This is a genomic window from Clostridium isatidis, from assembly GCF_002285495.1.
Classification (GTDB): domain Bacteria; phylum Bacillota; class Clostridia; order Clostridiales; family Clostridiaceae; genus Clostridium; species Clostridium isatidis.
Genome location: NZ_CP016786.1, coordinates 1,255,474 through 1,281,019 on the forward strand (window position 1 = coordinate 1,255,474; position 25,546 = coordinate 1,281,019).

Genomic DNA, 25,546 nt, shown 5'->3' on the forward strand with positions numbered 1-25,546 from the left:
TAAAAAAAGGAGCTGTCGCATTAGTGGATTAAAATCCGTTAGCGATAGCTCCTTTTTCTATTCTATAAATTAACTTTTTAGGTGTTATTTTTATTTGCATGTAAATCAACTAAAAATAGGCGCACTTCAATAAGCCTCAGAAAAAAAGCTTTTTTAAAATTTAACTTATGAGGCTTTCTTCAATTCAAATAAGTGCTTACCAGTGCGGCCCGCTTGTATTTTACTATGTAATTTATTTATATTGTGTGCCATTGCAAGAAGTATACTTTCTGCTAATACATTCTTTTGCCCACGACACATAAATCTTCTGAAATTCATGTCTTGTTTTATTTGTGCAAAAGAACCTTCTGCTTGAATACTTCTGTTCATTCTAAGCAAGCAACCTTCTTCGCTTAGAATTCTTTCTAAATCAGACTTTCTTTGGCGATTAAACTTTTTTGATGTTTCAAATCTTTTTACTCTTTCTTCCAAAGGAGTTTTACAATTATTCCCTTTGATGCAACTACTCTTGTAAGTGCAATCATTGCAATCTTCACAAACATAAATTGTCTTTTCACTTTCATATCCTGTTTTAGATTTTCTAATTTTTATATTTTCAGCCTTTAACTGCTTACCATTTCGGCATATGTAGAAATCTTTTTCTTCATTGTAATCCATGTTTTCTATTTTACCGATATCATTTTTATATTTTCTTGTTTTTGATATTTCATAATTAGATGGCTTAATAAATGCTATTTGATTATTTTCTTCAATAAATGAATAGTTCTCCTCACTTTCATATCCAGCATCTGCAACTATTTTTAAGTATTTAAATTTTAAGTTTTCTTCCATGCTTTTCAAGAAAGGTATTAGCGTAGTTGTATCCGTTGGTTGTGGTCCAACTGTAAGCCATGTAATATATTCTGAATCTACACCATGCTGCACATTATAAGCTGGCTTAAGTTGACCGTTTTTCATAGCATCTTCTTTCATCCTCATAAATGTAGCATCAACATCAGTTTTTGAGTAACTGTTTCTATCTCCGCAAGTGTACACTTTTTGAGTATATTCTTTAAACTTTGAAAGATATTCTTCAAGTTTTTCTATTGATCGTTGCAATGCAGTTTTTCTTTTCCCACATCCGTGAACGAATTCTATTCCTTCTGATTTCTTTAGTGCATAAAGCTTTTTTCTAAGCTTTTTTACATGTTTCATTTGAACTTCATTTTTATAGATTAACTTAATATCATAAAGTTCTTCGCACTCTTTAACAAGGTCGGCCACTTTAATTAGCAATTTTGCCATGTTTTTTGTAACTGCCTTTTTCCAGACAAAAGTATATTTATTTGCATAAGCTTCTATTTTTGTGCCATCAATAAAGATAGCATCTCCTGATATCTCACCAATTTTATAAAGAAATTTAGCTGTTTCAGCTAAGATCCTTTCAGAACATGGAGCAAAATGAAGACTTCTAAATCTTGCAAATGTTGCATGATCCGGAGCGGATGCTCCCTCAAGCAAAAACATAAAATTAATGTCTCTACGGCATGCCTTTTCAATATCTCGAGACGAATAAATCTTATTCATATATCCATAAGTCATGATTTTCAGCATTTTTCTTGGCGATACTTGATTTTCCTTTATCTTGGAATAAGTCGAATATAAATCTGTTAAATCCATCTCCTCTACAAATTGACTTAGTAATCGCACTGAATCATTAACCGGTATCATGTAATCAATATTTAATGGAAGTTTTAATTGATAAAACTTTTGGTTTAATGTATAATTCTTTTGTAAAATATTTTCTTTGTGCATAAAAATATTTTATCATAAATCCTAAACTCATGGAGTCTAGGATTTATTTTTTTGCACAAAAAGGGACTGTGCACTAATTATTAGTGCGACAGCCCCTTTAAATTAACTTACAAAAATATTTTTTATTGATTTTGTTGGACATTTCTTAGTACAGATTTCACAGTTTACGCACTTATTATAATCAACTAAAGCCAGATTGTTTAATACATGAACTGCATCATGAGGGCAGTTTCTTTCACATAATTTGCATCCAATACATGCATTAGAACAGTTTTCTCTTACATGTTTGCCTATTTCAGTATTATTACATTCTACTCTTACTTTACTCTCGTATGGTACAGATTCTATTAGCCCCTTAGGACAAATATCAATACATGCTCCACAGTTTGTACATTTTTCTTTATCTACTTTTGCTACCCCATTTATTACTTTAATAGCATCAAATTCACATACTCTAACACAACTTTCTAAACCTAAACATCCATAGGAGCAAGCTTTATTTCCTCCTGCTTCCATTAGACTAGCTGTAATACAGTCATGAACACCTTTCAATTCATATCTATTTTTTGCCGCATCACAATTTCCATTACATTTTACATAAGCTGTCATCTTTTTAACATTATCAACTGCAACTCCAAAAACCTTACCTATTTCTTCTGCAGTTTTTGCTCCACCTACTGTACATAGATTTAATTTCGCTCCAGACATAACCATTGCCTCAGCATAGGCGTCACAACCTGCATAACCACAACCTCCACAGTTTGCTCCAGGCAGACACTCTCTTAATTTTGGTATTCTAGGATCAACCTTAATTTCAAATTTTTTAGAAGCAAAGCCAAGTAAAACTCCAAAAATTAATCCCAGTATTCCTAATATAAGGGCTGCATATATAACGTTCATATAAATCCCCTCCTTTTAGTGTATTAATCCCTGGAAGCCCAAGAATGCGATTGACATTAATGCTGCAGTAAATAAAGTAGTTGGTAATCCTCGTAAAACAACAGGGATATTTTCATTATTATCAATCCTTTCTCTAATGAATGATAATAAAACTATTGCTAGAAAGTATCCTAATGAAGCACCCAAACCATTTACTACTGCTTGAATGAAATTATATTCTTCTTGTACATTTAATGTTGCCACCCCTAAAACTGCACAATTTGTTGTAATTAATGGTAAATATATTCCTAAAGCCTTATAAAGAGCAGGAGAATATTTTCTTATTGCCATTTCTACAAATTGAACTAAAGCAGCAATTACAAGAACAAAAGCAATTGTACTTAAGTATTCAAGTTCAAACTTTTCTAACAATTTATAAACTAACCAAGACATAACTGATGCAAGAGTAATAACAAAAGTTACTGCAAGCCCCATTCCTAATGCTGAACTCTTTTTCTTAGAAACTCCAAGGAATGAACATATACCTAGGAACTTTGATAATACAAAGTTGTTTACAAACATTGCACTTATAAAAATCATTAATAATTCCATCTATTTCTCCCCCTATATGTCCTCTTTTTTTAATTGAAGCCTATCATCAATATCACAAGTACCAGTACCGCAGCCTGAACAGCTTTCACAATTATGTTCAAGAGGCTTAAACTCTTCACCTGTTTGTGCAGATTTTTTAATTTTAAAATAATTCAAAATTATAACTAAAACTCCTAAGGTGAAAAAAGCACCTGGTGCTAAAATCATAATGGAAGCAGGCTTAAATGCTTCTGGCAACACTTTTATACCTAAAAATTTTCCTGCACCTAATATCTCCCTAAAGGAAGCAATCAAAAATAACCCCAAAGTAAAACCAAGTCCCATTCCAATTCCATCAAAAATTGAAGGTATTATTGGATTTTTAGAAGCATAGGCCTCAGCTCTTCCCAAAATAACACAATTAACAACTATTAGTGGTATAAAAATACCAAGGGATGCATATAAACTTGGTAAATATCCTTGTATCAACATATCAATCATTGTAACAAATGAAGCTATTACAACAATATAAGCTGGTATTCTAATTTTATCAGGTATAAATTTTCTAAGAGCTGAAATCATTGCATTAGAAAATATTAAAACTACAGTTGCTGCTATTCCCATCCCCAATGCATTCTCTACACTTGTTGTAACTGCTAGAGTAGGACACATAGCTAAAACCTGAACAAAAATCGGATTTTCTGTAAGCAGTCCATTTTTTAATCTTTCAACTATTCTATTCATATTTACCTCCCAATTCTAAACTAATTTGAAGTTCCTTCTGTACTTGCGCTAGTTTCTGCATCTGAGCTAGCTCCTGTTTCTACATCTAAACCTTCTTCAACACTAGAGCTAGCACTTGTTTCTACGTCTGGAGCTGCTACTTCTTCTCCCTTAATTTCAGTTAGATAAAATGCTATTGCCTCATTAACACCATTAATTGTTGCATTACTTGAAACAGTTGCTCCTGTTACAGCTTGTACTTCATTATCAGAACTAGGTTCAACTTTAACAACCTTTAAATATTCTTTAATAGGCTTATTTCTAAACCTTGCAGTAAATTCTTCTTCCTTAATCTTTGCTCCAAGTCCTGGAGTTTCATTATGAGCCATTACTTTTAACCCTGTTATCTTATCCTCTGATATCGCTATTGCAAAATCAATATCTCCATGAAACCCCTTACTAGTAAACTTAATAACATGGCCTATAATATCAGTTCCCTTCACAGCTTCATAAACTTCCTTTATGTTACTTTCTTCTTTTAATTCAACTGCTGCATCTTTTATACTATCCGCTTCTGATAATAAATAAGTTAAATCAGCTTGACTGATTTTAGAATTCTCTAATATTGCTTCTTTTGTTAAATTATTTACAGCACCAAGTAATGAGGCTGCTATTACGCAAATTACTAAAAGGATTCCTCCTAATTTAAAATTCTCTTTCATTATTATAGAGCCTCCTTCTTTACTTTTATTTTCTTTGTGCAAAAGTAATCAAGTAATGGAGCAAATAAATTTGCTAATATTATTCCATAATAAGGACCTTCAGTATTATATCCTATAATAACTATTATTGATGCCATAACACCTGCTATTACACCAAAAATATACTGACCAATTTTAGTCATAGGAGTTGTACCATAATCTGTAGTCATATAAATTGCTGCCAGGAAGTATGCCCCCGAAAGCAGTAATTCCTTATCCAAATAACTATTTACGAGCATAGCTGATAATATAAATGCAATTGGTCCCCTAAAATTAATTCTACCTCGAAATATTAAATACACCCCACCTAGACATAGCGCTAAAATTGAAGTTTCTCCTATACTTCCAGTAGCTTGACCTAATATCCTTTCAAATATAGAAGCTGTTGCTTCCACAACTGCTACAGAAGCCGATGAAACCGCTTCTGTACCAGAAGCAGCACTAGTTGCATCTGTTACCGGTTTTGCCATTGCCCCTGCCCAAGATGCTATTAGAAAGGCTTTTGTAGCAGCAGCTGGATTCATAAAGTTTTGACCAAATCCACCAAAGAATTGCTTTACAACAATGATACTAAATATTGAACCTATTATTGGTATCCATATTGGTACATATGTAGGCATAATTAATCCTAATATAATTCCTTGAACAATTGGACTTAAGTCTGTAATAAAAGTTGTTTTCTTTACGAACTTATTCCAAACTCCTTCAGCAATTATACTTGATATTACAGTAGTTAATAGTATTTTAACTGAATCCATTTTATAAAAGTATACTCCCGCTATAACTGCAGGAATTAAAGCTATAATAAAATCTATCATTATCTTATTAAGCCCTGAACCTTTTCTAACATGGGGCGCAGGGGATATTGTAAGTTTTATCTTTTCCAATCCTATCACTCCTATTTAGACTTTTTATTTATTAAAAATTTCGCGGTTTTCATAGTTTGAGCTACTTCGATTTTTGATGGACATACATAACTACATAGTCCACATTCTATACATTTCTCAAGCCCAAATTTTATTAGCTCATCATCTTCTTTAATCTTATGCAATTCTAATAATTTTGCAGGATTTAGATTTTCAGGACATACTTTTAAACATTCACCACATCTAATACAAGGAGCACTTTCTCCAATATCAATATCATTATCACTTAAAAATAATATTCCTTTTGTATTTAGTGATATTTTTTCATCTAAATCATATATAGCAATTCCATTAAAATTTCCACCATTAATAACTTTCTTTAATTTGCTAATAGTACCATTTAAACCTTCATAAACCTGCCTATAAGTAGCATTTTCATTTACAGATACTACAGTTCCTCCTTGTATAGAACTACCATAAACAGTGAAGAGGATTTCTATTTCTTTACTTACAGCTGCTTGTCCAATTTGAATCACTTCAATTAAATCAAAAATAAGTACATCCTTTTTATCTCCATAAATAATTGAAGATATTTTATCCTTATACAGATCTGTTTTTGATGGTAATTTTATAACTTCACCAAATTCTCCTAAATCCTTTTCAAGATTCTTATCATTTCCATCTACTACAAATTTAACTTCTCCAATGGATTTTATTTTTTCTAATCCTTTTATAAAATCCTCTTTTCTAGACCTTAAAATGATTCCATAACCATTTATATTGGGTTGAAAACTAAAAGCTTTAATGATAATTTTATTATTCTGATTTCCTTCAAAATAAGTATTTAGCTTTTCTATGAATTTTTTAGATTCATTTTTATCTGAGTTTGTTTCTGTAATTAGCTTTTTAATACTATCTTCCTTAATCTTAAAAAGCTTATTAGAACTCAATCTGTTACTAAAAAAATCAAAAAACAATATTTATCCCTCCTGTTAAAAAAATAACGGTAATTAATACCATATAATACGTATAATCAAACCATCATAGTAATATTACCATATATAAAAGCTATAAACAATATTTAATAACTATATTATATAAAACCATTACACATTTTCAACAAAATAAAAATCCACCAAAAATAAATAACACAAGAGGCTAAGCAGTTAGCCCCTTATGTTATTTAACAAATTTTTTAATAATATTATTTTTCATACTAAAAATACTCAATTCAATAATAACTATTAGCATGATTACAATAATTAAATTCATATTTGAATATATTGCTGTTGATGCAAGAAAAATATATAAAGCTCCTTCTACACAAGTTAATTGGCCTAAAACTTTTGAAAGTTTCTCTATCTTTTCCAAAGATTTAGCTTCCAATTCTTCGTTGATAATTTTATAACTATATAGCAAGTATTTTTTTGCAGCCTCACCTTTTCTAAAATAACTTATTAGACCTAATATTAAATCTGTAGTTCCCATAAATAATAAAACGTAATTAAAATACATAAGTTATCATCTTACCTTCCACAACATTTTTTATACTTTTTATTACTTCCACATGGACATTTATCATTTCTTCCTATATTTTTACTGCTTACAATTGTCTTACTATTAGCTTCTATCTCATTCATTTTTCTTCCTTTCAGTGTCCACTTTCTAACATTCCATGCAATTTTCTCTAATTCGCCTTTTAATATAATCCTCTCTTCTTCTGTTTCAATTTCATAGGACTGTAGAAAAATATCAGCAGCATCTTCAATTGGCACTTCATTTTTTATTGCAATAATAAATCCTTCAATTTCTTCTTTTAATATTTCTTTATCAATTATAAATAATTCTTTTAATACTTTTTCTAATTTAATTAGTTGCTTATTTTCTTCAATATAATCTGGTTTCCCAACCTTTAACAATGCTTTTCTATCAAATTTTGCATAATCTAGGCTGAATTCATTAATTTTACTTAATAATTCTTTTGGATTATCTACATCTAAATGATATATTATATTATCTTCAAATTGAAAATCATAACCAACTTCTTCTCCCATTAAAATAAAATCCAGTAACTCTTCTTCAGTAATATAAATTTCATAATTATCTTCTAATAATTTCTTTAACGTAGAACATTCAATAACGCCATAATAGTAAAGCAAACCAGAAATTAGATTTATAACTTCCGAATTAAATTTTGATTTTTTCTTGTAATTATCATCTAATTTTTCTTTGATCAGATTAAATATTTCTAATGGCATAACCGCAAATAATTTTCTGTTGTTAACTGCAGTAAATAAAATTCCTCTATTTCTAAAATAAGTTGCATTAATTATTTCTTTTGGATTATATTCTTTCTTGCCATTATGCCTTAGAACTTCCTGTAAATATTCTAATCTTTCTAAATCTAAGTTACTTAACATATGATTTATTTTTTCAAGTATAATATCTTTAATCCTAACTACTAAATCTTGCTTTTTTAATGAACTTAAACCTTTGACCTTATTTATATATCCAATCTTAAGTAATTCCTCTTTAGTCATCATAGTTAAATAATATTCTAACTTTTTATCTTTCTCAAGTTCTTTCCATATTTTATCAGCCTTTTTAGCATCTTTAATTACTATTTCTTCTTGTAGTTTATTAATATCTTTCATCAATTACACACTCCCATTAAAAATGAGAGGTATCACCTCTCATTTAATTTTTCTAATTTTGGATATTGACAATAAATTTACCCCTCTCAACATCAATCTCACATTCTCCCCCATTAGATAAATCACCAAACAATAATTCATCTACCAATAAAGGTTTTATATCTGCATTTATTACCCTAATAATTTCCCTTGCTCCATATTCCTTAGATAAACCTTTTTCACTAATAAATTTTATACATTTATCAGTAAAGTTTACAAAAACCTTCTTAGAAATTAGCATTTCTTTAAATTTATTTAACTCATTCTTTGTAATATTTATAGCCATTTCCTCATTTATTTCATTAAATATTACTACTTTATCCAACCTATTTCTAAATTCAGGAGAGAATGCTTTAGATACATCATTTTTTATATCTCCCTGCTTAGATTCATCTTTTAAGAAACCAACTGAATTTTTACTCAAGTTTCTTGCTCCAACATTTGATGTCATAATTATTATTACATTCCTAAAATCTGATTTTCTCCCCTTATTATCCGTTAATATTCCATAATCCATAACTTGAAGAAGAACATTTAATATATCAGGATGAGCTTTTTCAATTTCATCTAATAACAAAACCGAATTCGGTTTTTTTCTTATTGTATCTGTTAATAGCCCTCCTTCTTCATAACCAACATATCCTGGAGGAGATCCTATAAGTTTTGCTGCAGAATGTTTTTCACCATATTCACTCATATCAAATCTTACTAGTTCTACTCCCAAAGTCTGAGATAAAACTTTGGCTATTTCTGTTTTACCTACTCCTGTTGGTCCTACAAACAGCAATGAAGCAACAGGCTTTTCTTTAGATGTAAGACCTGCTCTTGATAATTTAATAGCTCTTGTCACTTCCTCTATAGCAGAATCTTGTCCGAAAATTTTCTTTTTCAGTTCCTCTTCTAAAGATTTTAAAGCTTCTGCCTCTGTATTTTCAATTGTTTGTTTTGGAATATTGCATGTTTTAGAAATTATTTCTTCAATAATTTCTTTATTAACTACAGCTTCTTTATATCTATCTCTGTTGATATCTACATAAGCACCAGCTTCATCCATAATGTCTATTGCCTTATCTGGTAAAAATTTATCATTGATATATCTAGCACTTAATTTAACTGCTTCTTCCAAGGCATCATCGTTATATTTAACATTATGGTACTTTTCAAAACTTTCTTTAATCCCTTTAAGTATCTCAATAGTTTCATCTATAGAAGTTTCTTTTACTTCTATAACTTGAAATCTCCTTATTAAGGCTTTATCTTTCTCAAAGTACTTTTTGTAATCATCATATGTAGTTGCCCCTATAAACTTTATCTTTCCTTCTAACAAATATCCCTTTATTAGATTTCCTCCATCTAAGGAACTACCATTCAAAGCCCCTGCCCCTACAATATTATGAATTTCATCAATATAGACTATAGAATTTTCAGATTTAGATATTTCATCTAATATTAGCTTTATTCTCTCCTCAAAATCACCTCTATATTTTGTTCCCGCAAGAATTGAACCAATATCTAAAGAAAAAACTTTAGCATTCTTTAATTTATTTGGTACTTTTCCTTCTTTAATTAATTTAACCAATCCCATTGTTATTGCAGTTTTACCTACTCCTGGTTCCCCTATATGCACAGGATTATTCTTTGTCTTTCTTGAAAGTATCTGTATTGTTCTATTTATTATATCTTCTCTTCCAATTAATGAATATTCATCAATCTCTAGCAAATTTGTTAGCTCCGTACAATATTTTCCTAATATTTTATTAGTTTCAGCATTTCCATTAGAACTCATACTTTTATATTCTAATGGATTTATTTTTATTATCTTTATTGCATCCTTAGAAGCATTTTCCATTTCTGATTGGTTATGGGACAATTCATATAATAAATCCTGTTTTTCAATTCCTTGCTTTTGAAGAAAATAAACTGCATAACTATCCTTCAAAGTATATATTGCAGCCATTATATGTTCTAAAGCAACCATATTTCTTTCACTAAAGGCTGCTTGTTGTGTTGCAAATATTAGCACATTCTTTATACCATAACTCTCTTCAGGCTCTTTATTTTCAACCTTATCAATATTATTATCTATATAATTTATCAAATCATCTTTTAATTCTTTAACATTTCCATTTAACTTGGTAATTGCATCTTTAAAAATATCTTCCTCTAAGGCACTTAATACTAAATGCTCAGGGGTTATAAATTCATTGTTATTATCATGGGCAATTTTATAAGCCCTTATTAAAACTTCTCTAACTATTCTACTTATATCCATTTTACTCCTCCTCTACTGTCAGTTTAAAAGGAAATCCTTCTTGTTTTGCAAGTTCCCTTACTTTTCTTACTTTAGAAATAGCTATATCATAAGGATATATTCCCGCTACTCCTCTTCCGTTTTTGTGAATTTCCATCATAATTCTATATGCTTCAGTGGAATTTTTATTAAATATATCTTCAAGAATAGCTACGACAAATTCCATGGTAGTAAAATCATCATTAAACATTATTACTTTATAATTTCTAGGAACTTTACTTTTTATTATTGTTTTTTCTATAACATTAGCATTTGTTTCCAAAGTAATTCCTCCAAAATAAATTTCTTTTATTATACATTATATTATTTATCTAAAACAAATATAAACCAAATTATATAATAAATGATTAAGTAAACAGCACTATTCTTTATTATATAATATTTATGATTTATCTGCCACACCTTCATAAATTTATGTCTATATCTTTTACTATTGCTTTATTAGTAATTATTTTCCTTATTCTCATCATATTTAGTTTATAATAATTTTTGTATTCAATATAATATGTTTCTAATAAAATAGAGAAGATAAACACTTAACGTGTTAGATCTTCTCTAAACCTTATGTTAACGTATTTTTTCATTATTCAGTCGTTTCAGGTCCTATTTCATCGCTGCCTGCTCCATTATTAACACCAGGTCCAGTTCCTGGCTCATCTGTTTCCATTCCATTATTTGTTTCATTGCTTTCATTTGTCTCATTTTCTTCATTTTTATCATTTGTATATGTTCCTGGTTCAACTCCATTATTTGCTCCATTTCCATCATTAACATCTGTTCCATCACTATTATCAATAACATTTTCCTCAATTGTATCTTCTTGATTATTTATTTCCTCTTCTGCTTTTGTACAACCAAAAGTTAAAGCTGTTACTAAAGCCAGCGGAGTTATTAATGATTTCACTTTCATTTTCGGTCCTCCTTTGTATCTTATCATTAATAGTTTTCCCAATTATTTTTTTATTATTTATAAGAATATTTTTAAATAAAAAAGAAAGCTATTAATAGCAAATTATTAACAGCTTTCTTATAAAAAATATTATTTTACTTGATCTAATACAGCTTGTACAGCTTCTAGGTAACGACCAACTTTAATAGTAACTCCTGATACTGCATCTGTATTTCCTTCATCGTTTGTTAAAGTTACTTTTGATAAATCAAAATTATTTTCTGCTATGAATTTTTCTAATAATTCAATTTGTTCTCCCCAGTTATGTTCTTCTCCTTCTTTCATAACATATTTTCCTTCAGCTGCTGCTTGTTTCTTCATTGAACCGTCTTCTTGTTTAACATCGATTTTAACTGCAACTGGTTTTCCATGGTTAAATACAACCTTTGTCATAATTACATCTTTCTTTTTACCAGTTGTATCATAATCTAATTCTCCAGTTTTAGCTCCTGTAAAACCTTCTTCTAATTCTTTTCCTTCTTTAACTGCATCTATAACGTCTTTTATTGCATCGATATATGCTCCAACTTTAATTGTAACGCCTGATACTGCATCAGTGTTACCTGCATCATTAGTTAATGTTACCTTTGATATATCAACTTTATTTTCATTTAAGAAGTTTTCTAGCATCTCAATCTGTTCTCCCCAGTGATGCTTTTCTCCTTCTTTCATAACGTATTTACCTTCTGCAGCTGCTTGTTTTTTCATTGAACCATCTTCTTGACGAACATCAACAGCAACTTTTACTGGTTCTCCATTTTCAAAGTCAAGATCAACAACGATTACATCACCTTTTGCTCCTGTTGGATCATAAAGTGTTTCATAAGTTTTTTTACCAGTGAATTTATCAGTTGTTTCACCAGCAGAATTATTTGGAGTTTCATTAGTATTTGATGTTTCTTTAGCTCCACATCCAACTAATAGAGAAGTTGTTATTAAGCATACAGCTAATATTTTTTTTGATATCATTTTATTTCCCCCTAAATAAATTTTATAAATTTTATTTTTTACAATTTGATTTTATTTTAAGTTAGAAATAATTTCAATATCAATTGTTAAAGGTTTGTCCAATAACTCTTAATAATTCATTTTATTTATACATTATTTATTAAAAAAAATTTAAAATTTTTCGTAAAACCTATTAAATATATCAAACATTTGGCATATTTTTTATCAATTTACTATATTTTATTGTTATCTTTTTAATTATACTGTTAATTATTTAATTATGTAAATGTTTTATATAAAACTCTATTTCCTTATATACTACATATTGTAAATATTTATAAAAAATTTTTTGCAAAAAATATCCATAAAAGGAAAGCTGCAAATTAAGAAAGGTGATAAACATCACTTAATTTACAGCTTAAATTAATACTTGTTAAATATCCTACATAGACCATTTCCTTTTTTTACTAAAGGATATGTTCATCCACTTTTCCATATTAAATTTATTTGTATTTTCATCAATTATTTCTCTTACCTTATCCATATCTTCTACAGATTTTATTTTAGAATGATTGGATAATATAAAATCAATTTCTATCCTTAGCTCTCTTCCTATTTTAGCTACCCTTGCTATTGAATCTCTAATAACATATTCCTTTTCTATTTCCTTAAGAAGAATATTAATTTCTTCATAAATACTATCACTAACATTAAAATTAATCAGCTCTTTAAATGATTCCACTATCGAATTTATTGGAATAGGTAAAAATATAATTGATGACAAAATAACCATTCCCGGATCAATATATTTTGATAGATTTCCTAGACCAATATTAACCAAAATTAATGAAACAATAAATCCAATTAATACACCTATACTAATAAGTGCATCCATAAACCATTGAGTACTTTCAGCCTTAACTATTTCTGATTTTAAGTTCTTAGATGATTTTTTCATATATAAATATACAATTATACATCCAATCGAAGATATTAAAGAATAAACTAGAGCAAAGCCAGTTTCTACTTCATTTCCTCCACTTAGAATTTGATTTAGGGATGATACTAAACTACTTGTGCACATAAACAATAATACCAAAGATTTAAAAATTACTAGTAACGGCTCTAATACAGCTTTCCCAAAAGGAAATTTTTCCATATCTTTTTTATTAATATACTTAGTAGCTTCAATTGCTAGCAAAGATAATAACAAACTTATGAAAGAATAGAAACCATCAAAAGTAATCATTTTAGAATCTATAGCTCATCCCCATGCAATACCTAATACCGCAAAAAACAATGCTCCAAGAGCAGAAAATTTTAGTATTTTTCTTTCTCTATTCATAATATCACTCCTTAATTAGAATTATCATTTCTAATTGTAACATTATGAAAAAGCTTTATTAATATATTTAAATGTTATTAAACTTTTATTAATAATACTATTTTATAAACTCAAATATTTTATAAAAAAGCGTAAATGTTCCTAATTTATTTTAAACTTATTAATTTCCATACCTATTTCTTTAGCATTTGAATTTAATTGGTTTCCAACTTGCGCAACCTCGTTTGCTATTTGATTTAATTCTTCTGTAAAAGCACTAATACCTTCAGCAGAATTAGCAATTTGCTCAAGTAACTCTTTTGATTTTTCTATAGAACTAGTAATATTAATTTTCTCTTCAGTTACTAAATCCATCTTTTTATTTACTGTTCTCATTTTTGGCATAACTTCAAGAATTCTATTTATTATATCCTTAAAGGAATATGTAGACCTATCAATAACTTCGAATTGATTTGCAAGTTTTATTTCCATAATTTTTGATGTTTCTTCAACATCATTTTTTTCACTAATTAAGGTCATAAGCAGCTTATCAATATCTAAAGAAGATTTTTTTACTTCCTCAGCCAAATCTCTAATTTCGTTTGCTACAACCGCAAATCCCTTTCCAGCTTCCCCTACTCTTGCCGCTTCTATCGATGCATTTAAAGCTAGTAAATTTGTTTGATCTGCAATTCCATCTATTAAAATTGCTATGTTCTTAATTTTTTCAAGCGAATTATATAAGTTAGCTAATTTACTATTAAAATAATATAAAGAGTTCTCTATTTCTTTCTTTGAAGCTTGAAGATTAATTAAATCATCACTACTATTCTTTAATTTATCATTTACATCTACTAAAAGACTATCTGCTTCATTTACAACTAAACTAACATCCTGAATTGAATTTTCAAAACCATTAAGCAAGTCACTTATTTGCTCCATATCATTATTTTGAATATATAAATTCGAATCTATTTCCTGTATATTAGCAGATACTTCAGAAGAGGCTTCAGCCATATTCTTGCTTGAGGTTGACAGTTCTTCTACAATTTTTATTTCATCATTCGACATATCTTGTATTTTATTTATCATTGCAGAAATTTTTAATCTTAATTCATTAATATAAGAAGCAATTAAATGTATTTCATCCTTACCATCTACATGTATCTCTTCAGTTAAGTCACCTCTTGACATTACTAATAAGCCTTGTATTATTTTTTTTACATTTTTATTGATAGTTTTTGATAATAAGAAGGACATAATACCATAAACAACAATTAGAATGATAGCTAAAATACTTGTTTGAAAAATTATTTTTTCTCTAGCATCAACTATACTAGTAATATCATCTGATACTTCTAATACAGCTATAATGTTATTAGCCGAATCATTTATAGGATAATAAATATTAATAAATGTATTTTTATCTTCTTTCAACTGATTAACTACCATTTCTCCATTGAATGCCTTTTCTAAAGTACCATCAAAATCAAAATGGTTTCCAAAGGATAATAAATTACTCTCTGTATCTACTAATATTTGAACCATATTATCAGACTTTATTAATATTCTTGAACTTGAAACATCCTCATTTCCCTTTGCACTTATAAGATCATTTTTAATTTTCTTATATTCATAACTTCCAGGTGTTTTATTATTTAGTATGTTAATAATATCCCCGCTACTTATACTTCCTTTAATGTGCTTTCCTTTAATAATGGAATTTTCTTCTATTCCTTCAAGAATATTTCTAAACATAAATATATTGGAGGTAATAAATAATAACATTGCAATCACTGTTACTCCAACTGTTATTTTAAATATCTTTTTACCCATAGTTTTTTTGAGTTTAACAGTATTATTAACATGTTTATCTTTAGTGTTTATTCTTTTTTGAACTTTTCTTCTTTTTTTATTAAATCTAATTTTCATCTTTAGCCCCCCTATTATTATTTTTCTTTAACTTATATTAACTCATTGTGGGCATTTTTGTAAATACTTCTCTTTAATTTAAAAAATGATTAATTTATTTTTTAAATCACAAATCATTATTATAAAATAATTTTTTTCGCAATCCATTTTATTACATTTCTAGTTGAAAATATTCTGTTTTACAGTTAAACTATATTTATAGGACTTATGAAAGGTGGTAATCATGGATAATAATACAGACACATCAAAAGAAACAGGACTTATAAATCAAAAATTCTTATCTCTAAAAACTATAGTAATAGCTTTAACGATAATTAGTGCTGTTCTCAGTTACTTTATTATCACCAATATGAATTTAGTTAAAAGTTATTCTAGCAAAGTCTATCCAGGAGTTTATGTTCTAGATAGAGACTTATCTAATCTATCTAAAGAAGAGTTGCACAATGAACTTACTACTTTAGTAGAAAAACTATTAAATAAAAATATAAAAGTTATCTCTGAAGGAAAAGAATTTACTATTTCTTATTCAGAACTAGAAGCTTCAATTGATTTTTCAAATGTAGAAAATGAAATAATTAATTTTGGTAAAGATTTTAATTTTTTTAAGAAGTTAAATTTAATTAAGAAGCCTGAAAGTAAAGAATTTACTTTAAGCCTTTCATATAATGAAGAGTTATTAGATAATTTTATTGCTAATATATCTTCTAACGTAGATATAAGCCCTACAAATGCTACTATCTATATTTCTGGTAATTCGATAAGTGTTTCTGATGAAATTTCAGGAATCAAGTTAAATTCTGAAAAATTAAAAGAAGAACTTTCTTCTAAAATTAAGGATCTAAACGCTCCGGAGGTCATTGAAATTACAGGAACTACAGATGTAGTTGAAGCAAAAATAAAAGCTGCAGACTTACGTACTGTAAATCATAAATTATCCAGTTATACAACCTACTTTAAAGCAGGTCCAAGCGGGACAAACCTTCAATTAGCAGCTGCAAATATTAATAATTCAGTTGTTATGCCAGGTGAAACTTTTTCAACAGAAAAGGCTATCGGTCCTACAACAATTGAAAACGGCTTTGTTGAAGCTAATACCTATGTTGCTGGTGAAGTTGTCCCTGGCGTTGGCGGTGGAGTATGTCAAGTTGCATCAACCTTATATAATACGATATTAAGAGCTGGAATAATACCAACTGAAAGAATGAATCATATGATGAAAGTCACATATGTTCCAATTGGGTTAGATGCTACATTAGCAGATAATTTGATAGACTTAAAATTCCAAAATGATTCTGATTATCCTATGGTTATTCATTCCTATGCTTATAACGGTACTTTAACTATTGAACTTTGGTCAAACGAAAGCGTAGATGATGGAATAAGATATGAAGCTGTAAGCGTTCCATTAAGCGATTTAAGTGCCGATGCTTATTTACATGGTTATGATGCAAATGGAAATTTAGTTGTAAATCAATACTTAAATAGAAGCACTTATCAACCATTTAACTAATCAAAGATTAGTTAGTGTGGAGGACTGAGTTTGGAGTTAAGGTAGTTTTTTATCTCCGATAAAGAAACTGAATATGAAAAGGCTGTTTCATTACCTATGGTTTGAAACAGCCTTTTTACACTCATCACAAATTTTCAGCATACTAACAAATCAAAAGCTAAAACTAACTCCTAACTCCACAGTACTAACTATTTAAAAGTTTACCTGCAAGATATCCTGTAGAAAATGCTATTTGAAGATTATATCCTCCTGTTTCTGCATCAACATCTATAATCTCACCCGCAAAATATAAATTCCTTATTATTTTTGATTCCATTGTAGAGGAATTTATTTCTTTAACATTTACTCCTCCACTTGTGACCATCGCCCCTTTAATGCTAATTGTATCTTCAACAGTTAATTTCATTTCTTTAATATTTTCTATTAGTTTAATTTCATCTTCCCTTTTTAAGTCAGCAGCCTTTATTTTTTCTATGGATAATCTTTTTCCTACTAATTCAATAAACTTTACTGGCAAATACCCTTTTAAATTATACATAGCCAATTTAGCTTTATTAGCTCTTATTATTTTGGCAAGTTCCTCTTTTGAAATATTTTTCAAAAAATCTAATCTAATTTCTACATTTTGCTTATCTAATATTTTATTTATATATGATGAAAATTTCAAAACTGCGGGACCAGATATTCCAAAATGAGTAAATATCATATCTCCTTCTTTTTGAATTCTCTTATTTTTTATTTTTGTTTTAATAACTACATCCTTCATGGATATCCCCTGAAGTTCTTTTATAAAGCCTTCCTTTACCACTAATGGTACTAAAGCTGGATATTGATGATTAATTTTATGTCCATACTTTTCTAAAATATTATACATAGTACCATCAGAACCTGTATTAGGATAACTTTTTCCACCTGTTGAAATTATTATTTTATCAGCATAAATTTTTTCATTCTTATCAGTTATAATTCCCTTAATTGTATTATCAGAAATTATCAGCTCTTGCACCTTTGTATTATAAAGAATTTTAACCTTTTTTCTATTTAAATCTTTTTTTAATACTTCTATTACATCATCAGCTTTATCATTTTTTGTATATACCTTATAATCATTTTCAAACTCAACCTTATACTCTAAATTTTGATTATTAAAATAATTTAATAAATCTTCATTTGTAAATGAATATAAAGCACTATAAAGAAATTTATTATTAGTAACTATCTTTTCAAAAAAGTCATTAATATTCCTATAGTTAGTAATATTGCATCTTCCACCACCAGTTAGTTTTAATTTTTTGCCTATTTCATTATTTCTTTCAACTAATACTACCTCATTTTCCTTCGCTGCAGTTAATGCTGCCATAATTCCTGCAGGCCCTGCACCTATTACAATAACTTTTAACATAATATCTCCTTAAATAAATGATTTTATTAGCTTACTAATATTATTTTGAATTTTTATTTTCGTTATTTATAACGAAATTTCTTTTTACTTTTAACAAATCTTCTAAATCATTAATAAACTGCAATAATTGAGCTCTATTTTCAAATTCTTCTCGTGTTTTAGGCAAAGCCATTATTTTAAAATCTTTTTTTAATATTTCTACATCCTCCAATAACTCTTTACAATCATTACTTTCATGTAATTGATCAGCAACTTTTTTAGTTAGTTTTGCAATCATATGAGTTTGTTCAAAAGACATATAAAATTTTTCAAAATGACTTCTTAATTTTTTTATTATATCAAATTGAGTTATTCTCATATTAATATATTCTACATAATACGAGCTCCCTTTTGAAAACCTATTGTTAGCAATTTTATATGAATTCTCTAAAGCAGAATGTAGTCTTTTTTCTATATCTTCCATTAGCTTCCCTTCGTCTATATCTATCGTATAGGTTATTAAGGATTTAGACATCTTCATTAATATTTTTTTATATCCTTCTTCAATATATTCCCTATCTTCATTAAACTTCTTCTCATAGGAAGGCATAAATAAGTTTGCTATAGAAGCTACCCCTATGGCAATAAAGGTGATTAAAAATTCATTAGTAATCCAGCTTATGTTAATTTTATCTGCCAATAGTAAATGAGTTGATAATACTGAAGCAGGAACCATTCCTTCTAAAACATTTAGCTTTGAAGTAATAGGAATAAAAATAATCAAGAATATTCCGAAAGTAATAAAATTTTGCCCAATTGTATTATATACAATAAAAGATAATAAAATTGATATTGTACAAGCAAGTATTCTCTTCTTTGCAAAATTGAATGATTTTTTTCTTGTATCTTGAATGCTTAATATAGCAATTACAGCTGCAACTGCAGAAAATTGTACATTTAACATATTTCCTATTTCAAAAGCTATTGCTGCAGATATTGACATTTTCACTGCTAAATTATCTAAGTATTTCATTAAACCCCCCCTATTTAAAATTACGCTTTGCATATCCACATCTTTTACATAGTTCTTCAACAGCTTTTCGTCTTGAAAAACCATCATAAATTTTTTTAGCCCTATCTGATTTTATAATACTTTCTAAATCTTCTTCAAAAATATTTCCAAGTTTTATAGTTCCTTCACTATCTAAACAGCAAGGTACTACTGTACCATCAACTAATATTCCAATTTGATCTCTTAAACCATAGCAAAAAACATCTTCACTTATAAGACTTAATTTTGAATTCGGCCAGCTAAATTTTTCCGCCATATTTAAATATATTCTTTCCTTAAGTTTAATTTTGTTTTTTTCTTTTAATGCTTCTTTTAATTTGAAATCTAAATCTAATTTATTTTCTATTAGCTCTAATATATTAGAGTTTAAACTATTATCAGCCTTTAACTCCTCTGTGTCTATATTCCAAAGCCTTAAAGAAAATATCGTATTGGTTCTTTCATTTCCTTCCTTTATAAAATCTAATATATCTATAAAATATTTATTAAAATCTATAATATTATCGTTTGCTTCAAAACTATGAAGGGAAATATTTATCTGCCTTATCCCACCATTAGCAAAAATAATATCCTTTACTAAATTTATTAATGTTCCATTAGTAGTTATATTTATAAATAGGTTTTCTCTTTTTGCAATTTTAATAAACTCTTCCAAATTCTTATTTAAAAAGGGTTCTCCCATAAGATGTAAGTAAATATAATTAGTATAACCTTTTATTTTATTAACTATAATTTCAAACTCTTCTCTTGTCATGAATCCTGATTTTCTATTTGTTTTAGGACAAAAATTACAACTTAAATTACATACATTTGTTGTTTCTATATATATTTTTTTAAATCTAGCCATTTTCTGCTCCATTCCACTATTTTTATTATACTAAGTTTTATAAATAATATAAAATACCTTGTCGAATTTTAATTGTAACATATTAAAGTGTAAAATTATATATTTGTAATATGATATTAATTTTAAGGATGTGAATTTATGAACCCTTATCATATACTTGGTGTAAGTCCGAATTCTTCTAAGGAAGAAATTATTGAAGCATATAAAAACATAGTTGAAAAATATAATTCTATTCAACCACAAGATATTGAAGAGCAAAACTTAGTCGAAGACGCTATTGAACAAGCAAATTTAGCTTATGATACTTTAATTAATGGAAACATCTATAGAGAAATACGATCTCTTATCGATAATGACAATATTGCTTTAGCTGAAAGCAAATTAAATATATTAGATTTAAAAGAATCTGCAGAGTGGAATTATCTTAAGGGGTTCGTTTTTCTAAAAAAAGGCTGGTTTGATGTCGGGATCCAACATATAATTACTGCAAAGGAAATAGAGCCAGAAAATGAAGAATATACAAAAACTGTAGAAACATTAAAATTGAGAGCCAAGGATATAGTTAACTTCTATAAACAACAGCAAATGCAAAATAATAGAAACATTAATAATATGGGTAATATTAACAATTTGAATCCTTGTGGAAATAATTCAAATATGATGGGAGGAGGGATGTGTTAATTCAATTCATAATTCACAATCAAGGAGATAATTCAGCCTGATTAATAAAAAATATTACATGAAAAAACATTGTATAGATAGATTTACAACTATACAATGTTTTTTATAATTATATCTTAATTGATTATAACTTTAAAATTTTTTCAAAAATAAACTTATTATTTATATTTTCTAAAATGTCAATTATCAACTTTTATTCCAGCTGCGTTAATAATCTTCTCATTACATCTTTTAATTTGTTTTCTCCAACATCTCTATGTACAGCTGCTATTACTAATTTAATATCATTATCGGAAGGATCCCATTTATAAGCCTTTATATCTATTATTGCTTCTTCTTCAAAAAGATCTTCTAAATCAGTTGCTAATTCTTCAGATAAACTAATATATTCTTCAAATAACTCGTCTTCTGATAAATCTTCTATTGAATAATCATCTTCAATAATACCCCTTAAAACATCAATATTTATACCAAGATTATAAGCAGCAGTATCTTCTCTTTTTGTACCTTTACTCATATCTTTAACTACTTTAAATTCTGAATTTTCTTCTATTTTATTTTTTATTTCCTCAGTGTCTAATATCGTTCTTCCAAAAGCTATATACATAACTATCTCTCCTATTAATAAATTTTATTATAAGCTATTATAAAAGTCATTCTTATTATATATTATATTCTATAAATGTAAACAATCTATTATATATTTATGACAGTTATTGTTATAGAAATTATTCTTTATTATAATAAATTATATTAATTCTAAAGAAAGAAGTGGTTTTAAATGTATTTTCTTAGGTCCTTATATGGCATAGATTTATTAACTTTAGTATTATTTTGTATAAGTTCCCTTTTTAATGTTTTTAATAATTATTTTCTATCTTTAATAGGTTCTTTATTTTTTATATATGGTCTTCTAAGAATCTTTTCAAGAAATAAATATAACAGAAAAAAGGAATTAAATAAATTTATATATTATTTAAACAAAGCCTTATCAAAATTTAATTTAACAATACCGAGTAATTTACCAACCTTTGATTATGATAGTTTAGATTATTATATAAAAATATTTAAAAACAAATTCTATCAGTGGAAACATTTTAAAATAGTAAAATGTCCTAACTGTAGTCAAAAATTAAGACTTCCAAGAAAAAAAGGGAATATAATAGTTACCTGTAAAAGATGCTTACACAAATTTGATTTAAGAACTTAAACCAATTAAGAGGATAATTAATAGTAGACAATTTAGGTCGTTTTTAACCTTAGTTACAAACAAAAAAGGGCTGTTACAATAATGGATTTAAATCCATTTCTGCCAACAGCTCTTTTTATTAATTTTTCATAATTCAGCAAAACTGAATCATTTCTTTAATTATCCATTGTTCCTACGGAACATCTACTCCTCTTCCTGCAACATATATTTCAAACCATTGATCTCTTGTAAGCTTAATTTTAGTTCCATCTACTGATGCCTTAATTCTATCGAAGTTACCTGAACCAACTATTGGTGCTATTTTACTTGGATGCATTAAAATCCATGCATAAACTACCTCATCAATTCCCTTTGCCCCAACTTCTTCCTTTACTTTATTTAAAGCTTTTCTAACTCTTATTGAAGTTTCATCTTGCCCTTTAAATATTCTGCCACCCGCAAGTGGTGACCAAGCCATTGGATGAACTCTTTTTTCTAACATTAAATCTAAAGTTCCATTTTCAATATGGTCTAAATATAATGGTGATACTTCAATTTGATTTGTTACAAGTTTTCTGTCTAAATAAGAATTTAACATATTAAATTGAGGAGGAAGAAAATTTGAAACACCGAAATTTCTAACCTTTCCTTCTTTATATAATTTATTAAAGGCTTCTACAACTTCTTCTGGATTAAGAAGTGGATCAACTCTATGAATAAGCAGCAAATCTATATAATCTGTATTAAAGTTTTTAAGTGATCTTTCAACTGACTTTATTATATGTTCCTTACTTGTATCATAACAATGACTTTTATTTTCAGGCCTATTTTCTGAAACAAGTTTTATTCCACATTTAGTTACTATTTCTAACTTTTCTCTTAATCCTTTTTTTAAAGATAAAACTTTTCCAAATCTTTCTTCACATAAATAGCTTCCATAAATATCTGCATGATCTACAGTTGTAATACCTAAATCATAGGTAGCTTCTAACAATTTTAAAACATCTTCATTAGACATATTCCAATCTAATAGTCTCCAATAACCATGAACAATTCTAGAAATTGATAAGTCTTCACTTAATTTAATTCTTTCCATATAAACACCTTTTCCTTATACTTTCATATTATTTATACTGTCTTTTTTTATTATAACATCTTTATTTAAACTTTTACATATTAAAAAGTCAAAAGGCGTTACATTATGTCCTGCAACGCCCCATAGCCATAGTCAAATAATAAAATTAACTTCTGACTACAATCATATTTTAAACATTAATATAAATTTTATACATAATTTTAATTTTTGCTTTAAAAATAGTAATTATACCCTATAGTATTTTTTATACTTTACTATTGCCTTTGTAATTGTTGAAACTAATATTATTCCTATTGCCAAAACTCCTGCTGAGGCTAAAGTTTTAATCCCTATTTCCAATGAAGTAATGATATTTCCAGTAATAGCTTCATACATTGTATAATACATTCCGCCTCCAGGAACCAATGGTATTAATGCAGCTACAACAAAAGTAGTAACAGGTGTCTTTAAAATTCTAGCAAAAATCTCAGAATATGCACTTAAAGCTATAGAAGCTAAAAACATAGAACTAGTATCTGTAGCTCCTAATTTTAAAGATATTTTATAAACAAACCATCCTAAAGCGCCACAACAGGATGCAAAGAATAAATTTTTGCCTTTAATATTAAATATAATCCCAAAAGCAAAAGATGCTATAAAGGCTGATATTATCTCTAAAATCATTTTATAATCCCCCAAAAGTATTAATCCAAAAACTTAAAACTACACCAGTACCAGCCGCAACACCTACTGCTATTAAAAATGCTTCTACAGCCCTTGCAATACCTGAAATTAAATCACCTGCTATTGTATCTCTAATTGCATTAGTTATGGCAAGACCTGGAACCAATAGCATTATAGATCCGATAATAACTTTATCAATATCTACTGCAATATTAAGTTTAATAGATAAAATTGCAAGAAAAGCTGATATTGCTGAGCATATTATTGTTGAAAAAAAAGAATTAAGTCCTATTTTATCTGCTTCAATATCAAAAAATTTCACTATTAGTCCTATAAAAAATGCTGCTATTGCATCTTTAAAGGAACCGCCAAATAAAAAAGTAAAACTTAAGGCCCCTATAGCTGAAAATAATATAGTAATTTTATTTGAATATCTTGATTCACTATTTATTTCTTTAAGCTTTTCCTTTACCTCTTCAACAGTGTAATTATTAGTTTTTATATTCCTTGCTAAATCATTAACCCTATGTATCTTTTCTAAATTTACAGACCTTTTTAATATTCTTACAACTACAGATTTAGTTTCTCCTTTATGGGATGCTGATGAAATTATAGCTGTAGGAGTTGCATAAGAATCTGGCTTTTCTATACCAAAAGCCTCTGATATTTTATTCATAGTTTCTTCAACTCTATATGCTTCCGCTCCATTTTCAAGCATTATCTTCCCTGCATAAGTTGATAAATGAAGTATATCATCTATATTCATAATAATGACCTTTCTGTGATTATTATATCATTGAAAATTTAACTAATTTATTAACGTATTAATTGTATATTCATTAGCTATAATTTTCAATATAAATAATTGTAGACTTATATTTCTTTAATAATTCTTTCTAAATCTTCTAATTTTGCTTCTCTTACCGTAAAAAGAATATCCTCATCAATTCTAATTTTACATTCATTCTTATTTTCTCTAGTTTTATTTAAAACCAAGCTACTGCCTCCTATTTGTTTATACTTTGTTAATGACAAATCTACATTAAAATTTTTATTATTAACCCCTGTAATTTTTATTAAACTTCCTTCTAAATTATCATAACTAACTTTTAAAGTTATTATATTATTTCCTTTTAATACTTTTATGTCCTTGGGTCTATCTATTAGTTCTACCTTTCCTGTCATAGTCATAAATCCACCAGTTAATTTAATTTTAACAAGAATATCTGTCTTATATCTTTCTGTAACCTTATATAAAAATTCCCCTAATTTATAAATATTTAAATCATACTTCATAATAATCCATCCTTTACTTTTTAATTTAATTATAACTCAA

Annotated in this window: 26 protein-coding genes; 3 read left to right on the forward strand and 23 right to left on the reverse strand. The window is 27.7% G+C overall.

What is annotated here, in order from left to right:
• Positions 1-165: 165 nt before the first annotated feature.
• The 15 genes from BEN51_RS05975 to BEN51_RS06045 all read right to left on the reverse strand — a co-directional run bounded on the left by BEN51_RS05975 (position 166) and on the right by BEN51_RS06045 (position 15,771).
• Positions 166-1,794, reverse strand: coding sequence for an IS1182 family transposase (locus tag BEN51_RS05975; RefSeq protein WP_119864227.1), 1,629 nt, complete (start codon positions 1,792-1,794; stop codon positions 166-168).
• Positions 1,795-1,896: 102 nt separating this feature from the next.
• The gene (locus BEN51_RS05980; RefSeq protein WP_119865169.1) at positions 1,897-2,694 is read right to left on the reverse strand and encodes an RnfABCDGE type electron transport complex subunit B; all 798 of its coding nucleotides are present in this window, start codon (positions 2,692-2,694) and stop codon (positions 1,897-1,899) included.
• Between the two features lie 15 nt (positions 2,695-2,709).
• A complete protein-coding gene (locus BEN51_RS05985; RefSeq protein ID WP_119865170.1) occupies positions 2,710-3,285 on the reverse strand; it encodes an electron transport complex protein RnfA in 576 nt (191 codons plus the stop codon).
• Positions 3,286-3,297: 12 nt separating this feature from the next.
• Positions 3,298-4,008: an electron transport complex subunit RsxE gene (rsxE, locus tag BEN51_RS05990; protein WP_119865171.1), complete on the reverse strand. Its 711-nt coding sequence runs from the start codon at positions 4,006-4,008 to the stop codon at positions 3,298-3,300.
• Between the two features lie 20 nt (positions 4,009-4,028).
• The gene (locus BEN51_RS05995) at positions 4,029-4,709 is read right to left on the reverse strand and encodes an RnfABCDGE type electron transport complex subunit G (protein ID WP_119865172.1); all 681 of its coding nucleotides are present in this window, start codon (positions 4,707-4,709) and stop codon (positions 4,029-4,031) included.
• A 2-nt stretch (positions 4,710-4,711) separates the two neighbouring features.
• On the reverse strand, positions 4,712-5,635 hold the full coding sequence (locus BEN51_RS06000; protein ID WP_119865173.1) for an RnfABCDGE type electron transport complex subunit D: 924 nt from the start codon (positions 5,633-5,635) through the stop codon (positions 4,712-4,714).
• A gap of 11 nt (positions 5,636-5,646) precedes the next feature.
• Positions 5,647-6,591, reverse strand: a complete 945-nt coding sequence (locus BEN51_RS06005; RefSeq protein ID WP_119865174.1) for a 4Fe-4S dicluster domain-containing protein — start codon at positions 6,589-6,591, stop codon at positions 5,647-5,649.
• Between the two features lie 202 nt (positions 6,592-6,793).
• Positions 6,794-7,129, reverse strand: coding sequence for a hypothetical protein (locus tag BEN51_RS06010; protein WP_119865175.1), 336 nt, complete (start codon positions 7,127-7,129; stop codon positions 6,794-6,796).
• A gap of 11 nt (positions 7,130-7,140) precedes the next feature.
• On the reverse strand, positions 7,141-8,268 hold the full coding sequence (locus BEN51_RS06015) for an SEC-C metal-binding domain-containing protein (protein ID WP_119865176.1): 1,128 nt from the start codon (positions 8,266-8,268) through the stop codon (positions 7,141-7,143).
• 52 nt (positions 8,269-8,320) lie between these two features.
• The gene (locus BEN51_RS06020) at positions 8,321-10,579 is read right to left on the reverse strand and encodes an AAA family ATPase (protein WP_119865177.1); all 2,259 of its coding nucleotides are present in this window, start codon (positions 10,577-10,579) and stop codon (positions 8,321-8,323) included.
• A gap of 1 nt (position 10,580) precedes the next feature.
• On the reverse strand, positions 10,581-10,880 hold the full coding sequence (locus BEN51_RS06025; RefSeq protein WP_119865178.1) for an ATP-dependent Clp protease adaptor ClpS: 300 nt from the start codon (positions 10,878-10,880) through the stop codon (positions 10,581-10,583).
• A gap of 321 nt (positions 10,881-11,201) precedes the next feature.
• Positions 11,202-11,528, reverse strand: a complete 327-nt coding sequence (locus BEN51_RS06030; protein WP_119865179.1) for a hypothetical protein — start codon at positions 11,526-11,528, stop codon at positions 11,202-11,204.
• 129 nt (positions 11,529-11,657) lie between these two features.
• Positions 11,658-12,536 carry a hypothetical protein gene (locus BEN51_RS06035; protein ID WP_119865180.1) on the reverse strand — a complete coding sequence of 293 codons (879 nt, stop codon included), beginning with the start codon at positions 12,534-12,536 and terminating at the stop codon, positions 11,658-11,660.
• 421 nt (positions 12,537-12,957) lie between these two features.
• Positions 12,958-13,764: a cation diffusion facilitator family transporter gene (locus BEN51_RS06040; RefSeq protein ID WP_119865181.1), complete on the reverse strand. Its 807-nt coding sequence runs from the start codon at positions 13,762-13,764 to the stop codon at positions 12,958-12,960.
• A 237-nt stretch (positions 13,765-14,001) separates the two neighbouring features.
• Positions 14,002-15,771, reverse strand: coding sequence for a methyl-accepting chemotaxis protein (locus tag BEN51_RS06045; protein WP_119865182.1), 1,770 nt, complete (start codon positions 15,769-15,771; stop codon positions 14,002-14,004).
• Between the two features lie 223 nt (positions 15,772-15,994).
• Here BEN51_RS06045 and BEN51_RS06050 point away from each other — a divergent pair, with 223 nt between their 5' ends.
• Complete coding sequence (locus BEN51_RS06050; protein ID WP_119865183.1) at positions 15,995-17,281, forward strand: VanW family protein; 1,287 nt, start codon at positions 15,995-15,997, stop codon at positions 17,279-17,281.
• Between the two features lie 184 nt (positions 17,282-17,465).
• Here BEN51_RS06050 and BEN51_RS06055 read toward each other — a convergent pair whose 3' ends face one another.
• The 3 genes from BEN51_RS06055 to BEN51_RS06065 are packed head-to-tail and all read right to left on the reverse strand — an operon-like array spanning position 17,466 to position 20,581.
• Positions 17,466-18,683 (reverse strand): BaiN/RdsA family NAD(P)/FAD-dependent oxidoreductase, encoded by a 1,218-nt coding sequence (locus tag BEN51_RS06055; protein WP_119865184.1) that lies wholly within the window; start codon positions 18,681-18,683, stop codon positions 17,466-17,468.
• Positions 18,684-18,723: 40 nt separating this feature from the next.
• Positions 18,724-19,695, reverse strand: coding sequence for an aromatic acid exporter family protein (locus BEN51_RS06060; RefSeq protein ID WP_119865185.1), 972 nt, complete (start codon positions 19,693-19,695; stop codon positions 18,724-18,726).
• 10 nt (positions 19,696-19,705) lie between these two features.
• Positions 19,706-20,581, reverse strand: coding sequence for a radical SAM/SPASM domain-containing protein (locus BEN51_RS06065; RefSeq protein ID WP_119865186.1), 876 nt, complete (start codon positions 20,579-20,581; stop codon positions 19,706-19,708).
• 138 nt (positions 20,582-20,719) lie between these two features.
• Between BEN51_RS06065 and BEN51_RS06070 the strand changes: the two genes are divergently transcribed.
• Positions 20,720-21,262 carry a J domain-containing protein gene (locus tag BEN51_RS06070; RefSeq protein WP_119865187.1) on the forward strand — a complete coding sequence of 181 codons (543 nt, stop codon included), beginning with the start codon at positions 20,720-20,722 and terminating at the stop codon, positions 21,260-21,262.
• 193 nt (positions 21,263-21,455) lie between these two features.
• Here the strand turns inward: BEN51_RS06070 and BEN51_RS06075 are convergent, their stop codons facing one another.
• Positions 21,456-21,869: a hypothetical protein gene (locus BEN51_RS06075; protein ID WP_119865188.1), complete on the reverse strand. Its 414-nt coding sequence runs from the start codon at positions 21,867-21,869 to the stop codon at positions 21,456-21,458.
• 174 nt (positions 21,870-22,043) lie between these two features.
• On the opposite strand from BEN51_RS06075, the gene BEN51_RS06080 reads away from it, so the two are divergent.
• On the forward strand, positions 22,044-22,472 hold the full coding sequence (locus BEN51_RS06080; RefSeq protein WP_119865189.1) for a zinc ribbon domain-containing protein: 429 nt from the start codon (positions 22,044-22,046) through the stop codon (positions 22,470-22,472).
• Positions 22,473-22,644: 172 nt separating this feature from the next.
• Here the strand turns inward: BEN51_RS06080 and BEN51_RS06085 are convergent, their stop codons facing one another.
• The 4 genes from BEN51_RS06085 to BEN51_RS06100 all read right to left on the reverse strand — a co-directional run bounded on the left by BEN51_RS06085 (position 22,645) and on the right by BEN51_RS06100 (position 25,506).
• Positions 22,645-23,547: an aldo/keto reductase gene (locus BEN51_RS06085; protein WP_119865190.1), complete on the reverse strand. Its 903-nt coding sequence runs from the start codon at positions 23,545-23,547 to the stop codon at positions 22,645-22,647.
• Positions 23,548-23,772: 225 nt separating this feature from the next.
• Complete coding sequence (locus BEN51_RS06090) at positions 23,773-24,210, reverse strand: threonine/serine exporter family protein (RefSeq protein WP_119865191.1); 438 nt, start codon at positions 24,208-24,210, stop codon at positions 23,773-23,775.
• Between the two features lies 1 nt (position 24,211).
• Complete coding sequence (locus BEN51_RS06095; RefSeq protein ID WP_119865192.1) at positions 24,212-24,976, reverse strand: threonine/serine exporter family protein; 765 nt, start codon at positions 24,974-24,976, stop codon at positions 24,212-24,214.
• Between the two features lie 107 nt (positions 24,977-25,083).
• The gene (locus BEN51_RS06100) at positions 25,084-25,506 is read right to left on the reverse strand and encodes a UDP-N-acetylglucosamine pyrophosphorylase (RefSeq protein WP_119865193.1); all 423 of its coding nucleotides are present in this window, start codon (positions 25,504-25,506) and stop codon (positions 25,084-25,086) included.
• Positions 25,507-25,546: the final 40 nt, after the last annotated feature.

What these genes read in the sequence shown, in the direction of transcription:
- BEN51_RS05975 (WP_119864227.1), bottom strand. Translation starts at nt 1,794, where the DNA reads ATGCACAAAGAAAATATTTTACAAAAGAATTATACATTAAACCAAAAG.
- BEN51_RS05980 (WP_119865169.1), bottom strand. Translation starts at nt 2,694, where the DNA reads ATGAACGTTATATATGCAGCCCTTATATTAGGAATACTGGGATTAATT.
- BEN51_RS05985 (WP_119865170.1), bottom strand. Translation starts at nt 3,285, where the DNA reads ATGGAATTATTAATGATTTTTATAAGTGCAATGTTTGTAAACAACTTT.
- rsxE (WP_119865171.1), bottom strand. Translation starts at nt 4,008, where the DNA reads ATGAATAGAATAGTTGAAAGATTAAAAAATGGACTGCTTACAGAAAAT.
- BEN51_RS05995 (WP_119865172.1), bottom strand. Translation starts at nt 4,709, where the DNA reads ATGAAAGAGAATTTTAAATTAGGAGGAATCCTTTTAGTAATTTGCGTA.
- BEN51_RS06010 (WP_119865175.1), bottom strand. Translation starts at nt 7,129, where the DNA reads ATGTATTTTAATTACGTTTTATTATTTATGGGAACTACAGATTTAATA.
- BEN51_RS06015 (WP_119865176.1), bottom strand. Translation starts at nt 8,268, where the DNA reads ATGAAAGATATTAATAAACTACAAGAAGAAATAGTAATTAAAGATGCT.
- BEN51_RS06020 (WP_119865177.1), bottom strand. Translation starts at nt 10,579, where the DNA reads ATGGATATAAGTAGAATAGTTAGAGAAGTTTTAATAAGGGCTTATAAA.
- BEN51_RS06030 (WP_119865179.1), bottom strand. Translation starts at nt 11,528, where the DNA reads ATGAAAGTGAAATCATTAATAACTCCGCTGGCTTTAGTAACAGCTTTA.
- BEN51_RS06035 (WP_119865180.1), bottom strand. Translation starts at nt 12,536, where the DNA reads ATGATATCAAAAAAAATATTAGCTGTATGCTTAATAACAACTTCTCTA.
- BEN51_RS06040 (WP_119865181.1), bottom strand. Translation starts at nt 13,764, where the DNA reads ATGATTACTTTTGATGGTTTCTATTCTTTCATAAGTTTGTTATTATCT.
- BEN51_RS06045 (WP_119865182.1), bottom strand. Translation starts at nt 15,771, where the DNA reads ATGAAAATTAGATTTAATAAAAAAAGAAGAAAAGTTCAAAAAAGAATA.
- BEN51_RS06050 (WP_119865183.1), top strand. Translation starts at nt 15,995, where the DNA reads ATGGATAATAATACAGACACATCAAAAGAAACAGGACTTATAAATCAA.
- BEN51_RS06055 (WP_119865184.1), bottom strand. Translation starts at nt 18,683, where the DNA reads ATGTTAAAAGTTATTGTAATAGGTGCAGGGCCTGCAGGAATTATGGCA.
- BEN51_RS06060 (WP_119865185.1), bottom strand. Translation starts at nt 19,695, where the DNA reads ATGAAATACTTAGATAATTTAGCAGTGAAAATGTCAATATCTGCAGCA.
- BEN51_RS06065 (WP_119865186.1), bottom strand. Translation starts at nt 20,581, where the DNA reads ATGGCTAGATTTAAAAAAATATATATAGAAACAACAAATGTATGTAAT.
- BEN51_RS06070 (WP_119865187.1), top strand. Translation starts at nt 20,720, where the DNA reads ATGAACCCTTATCATATACTTGGTGTAAGTCCGAATTCTTCTAAGGAA.
- BEN51_RS06075 (WP_119865188.1), bottom strand. Translation starts at nt 21,869, where the DNA reads ATGTATATAGCTTTTGGAAGAACGATATTAGACACTGAGGAAATAAAA.
- BEN51_RS06080 (WP_119865189.1), top strand. Translation starts at nt 22,044, where the DNA reads ATGTATTTTCTTAGGTCCTTATATGGCATAGATTTATTAACTTTAGTA.
- BEN51_RS06085 (WP_119865190.1), bottom strand. Translation starts at nt 23,547, where the DNA reads ATGGAAAGAATTAAATTAAGTGAAGACTTATCAATTTCTAGAATTGTT.
- BEN51_RS06090 (WP_119865191.1), bottom strand. Translation starts at nt 24,210, where the DNA reads ATGATTTTAGAGATAATATCAGCCTTTATAGCATCTTTTGCTTTTGGG.
- BEN51_RS06095 (WP_119865192.1), bottom strand. Translation starts at nt 24,976, where the DNA reads ATGAATATAGATGATATACTTCATTTATCAACTTATGCAGGGAAGATA.
- BEN51_RS06100 (WP_119865193.1), bottom strand. Translation starts at nt 25,506, where the DNA reads ATGAAGTATGATTTAAATATTTATAAATTAGGGGAATTTTTATATAAG.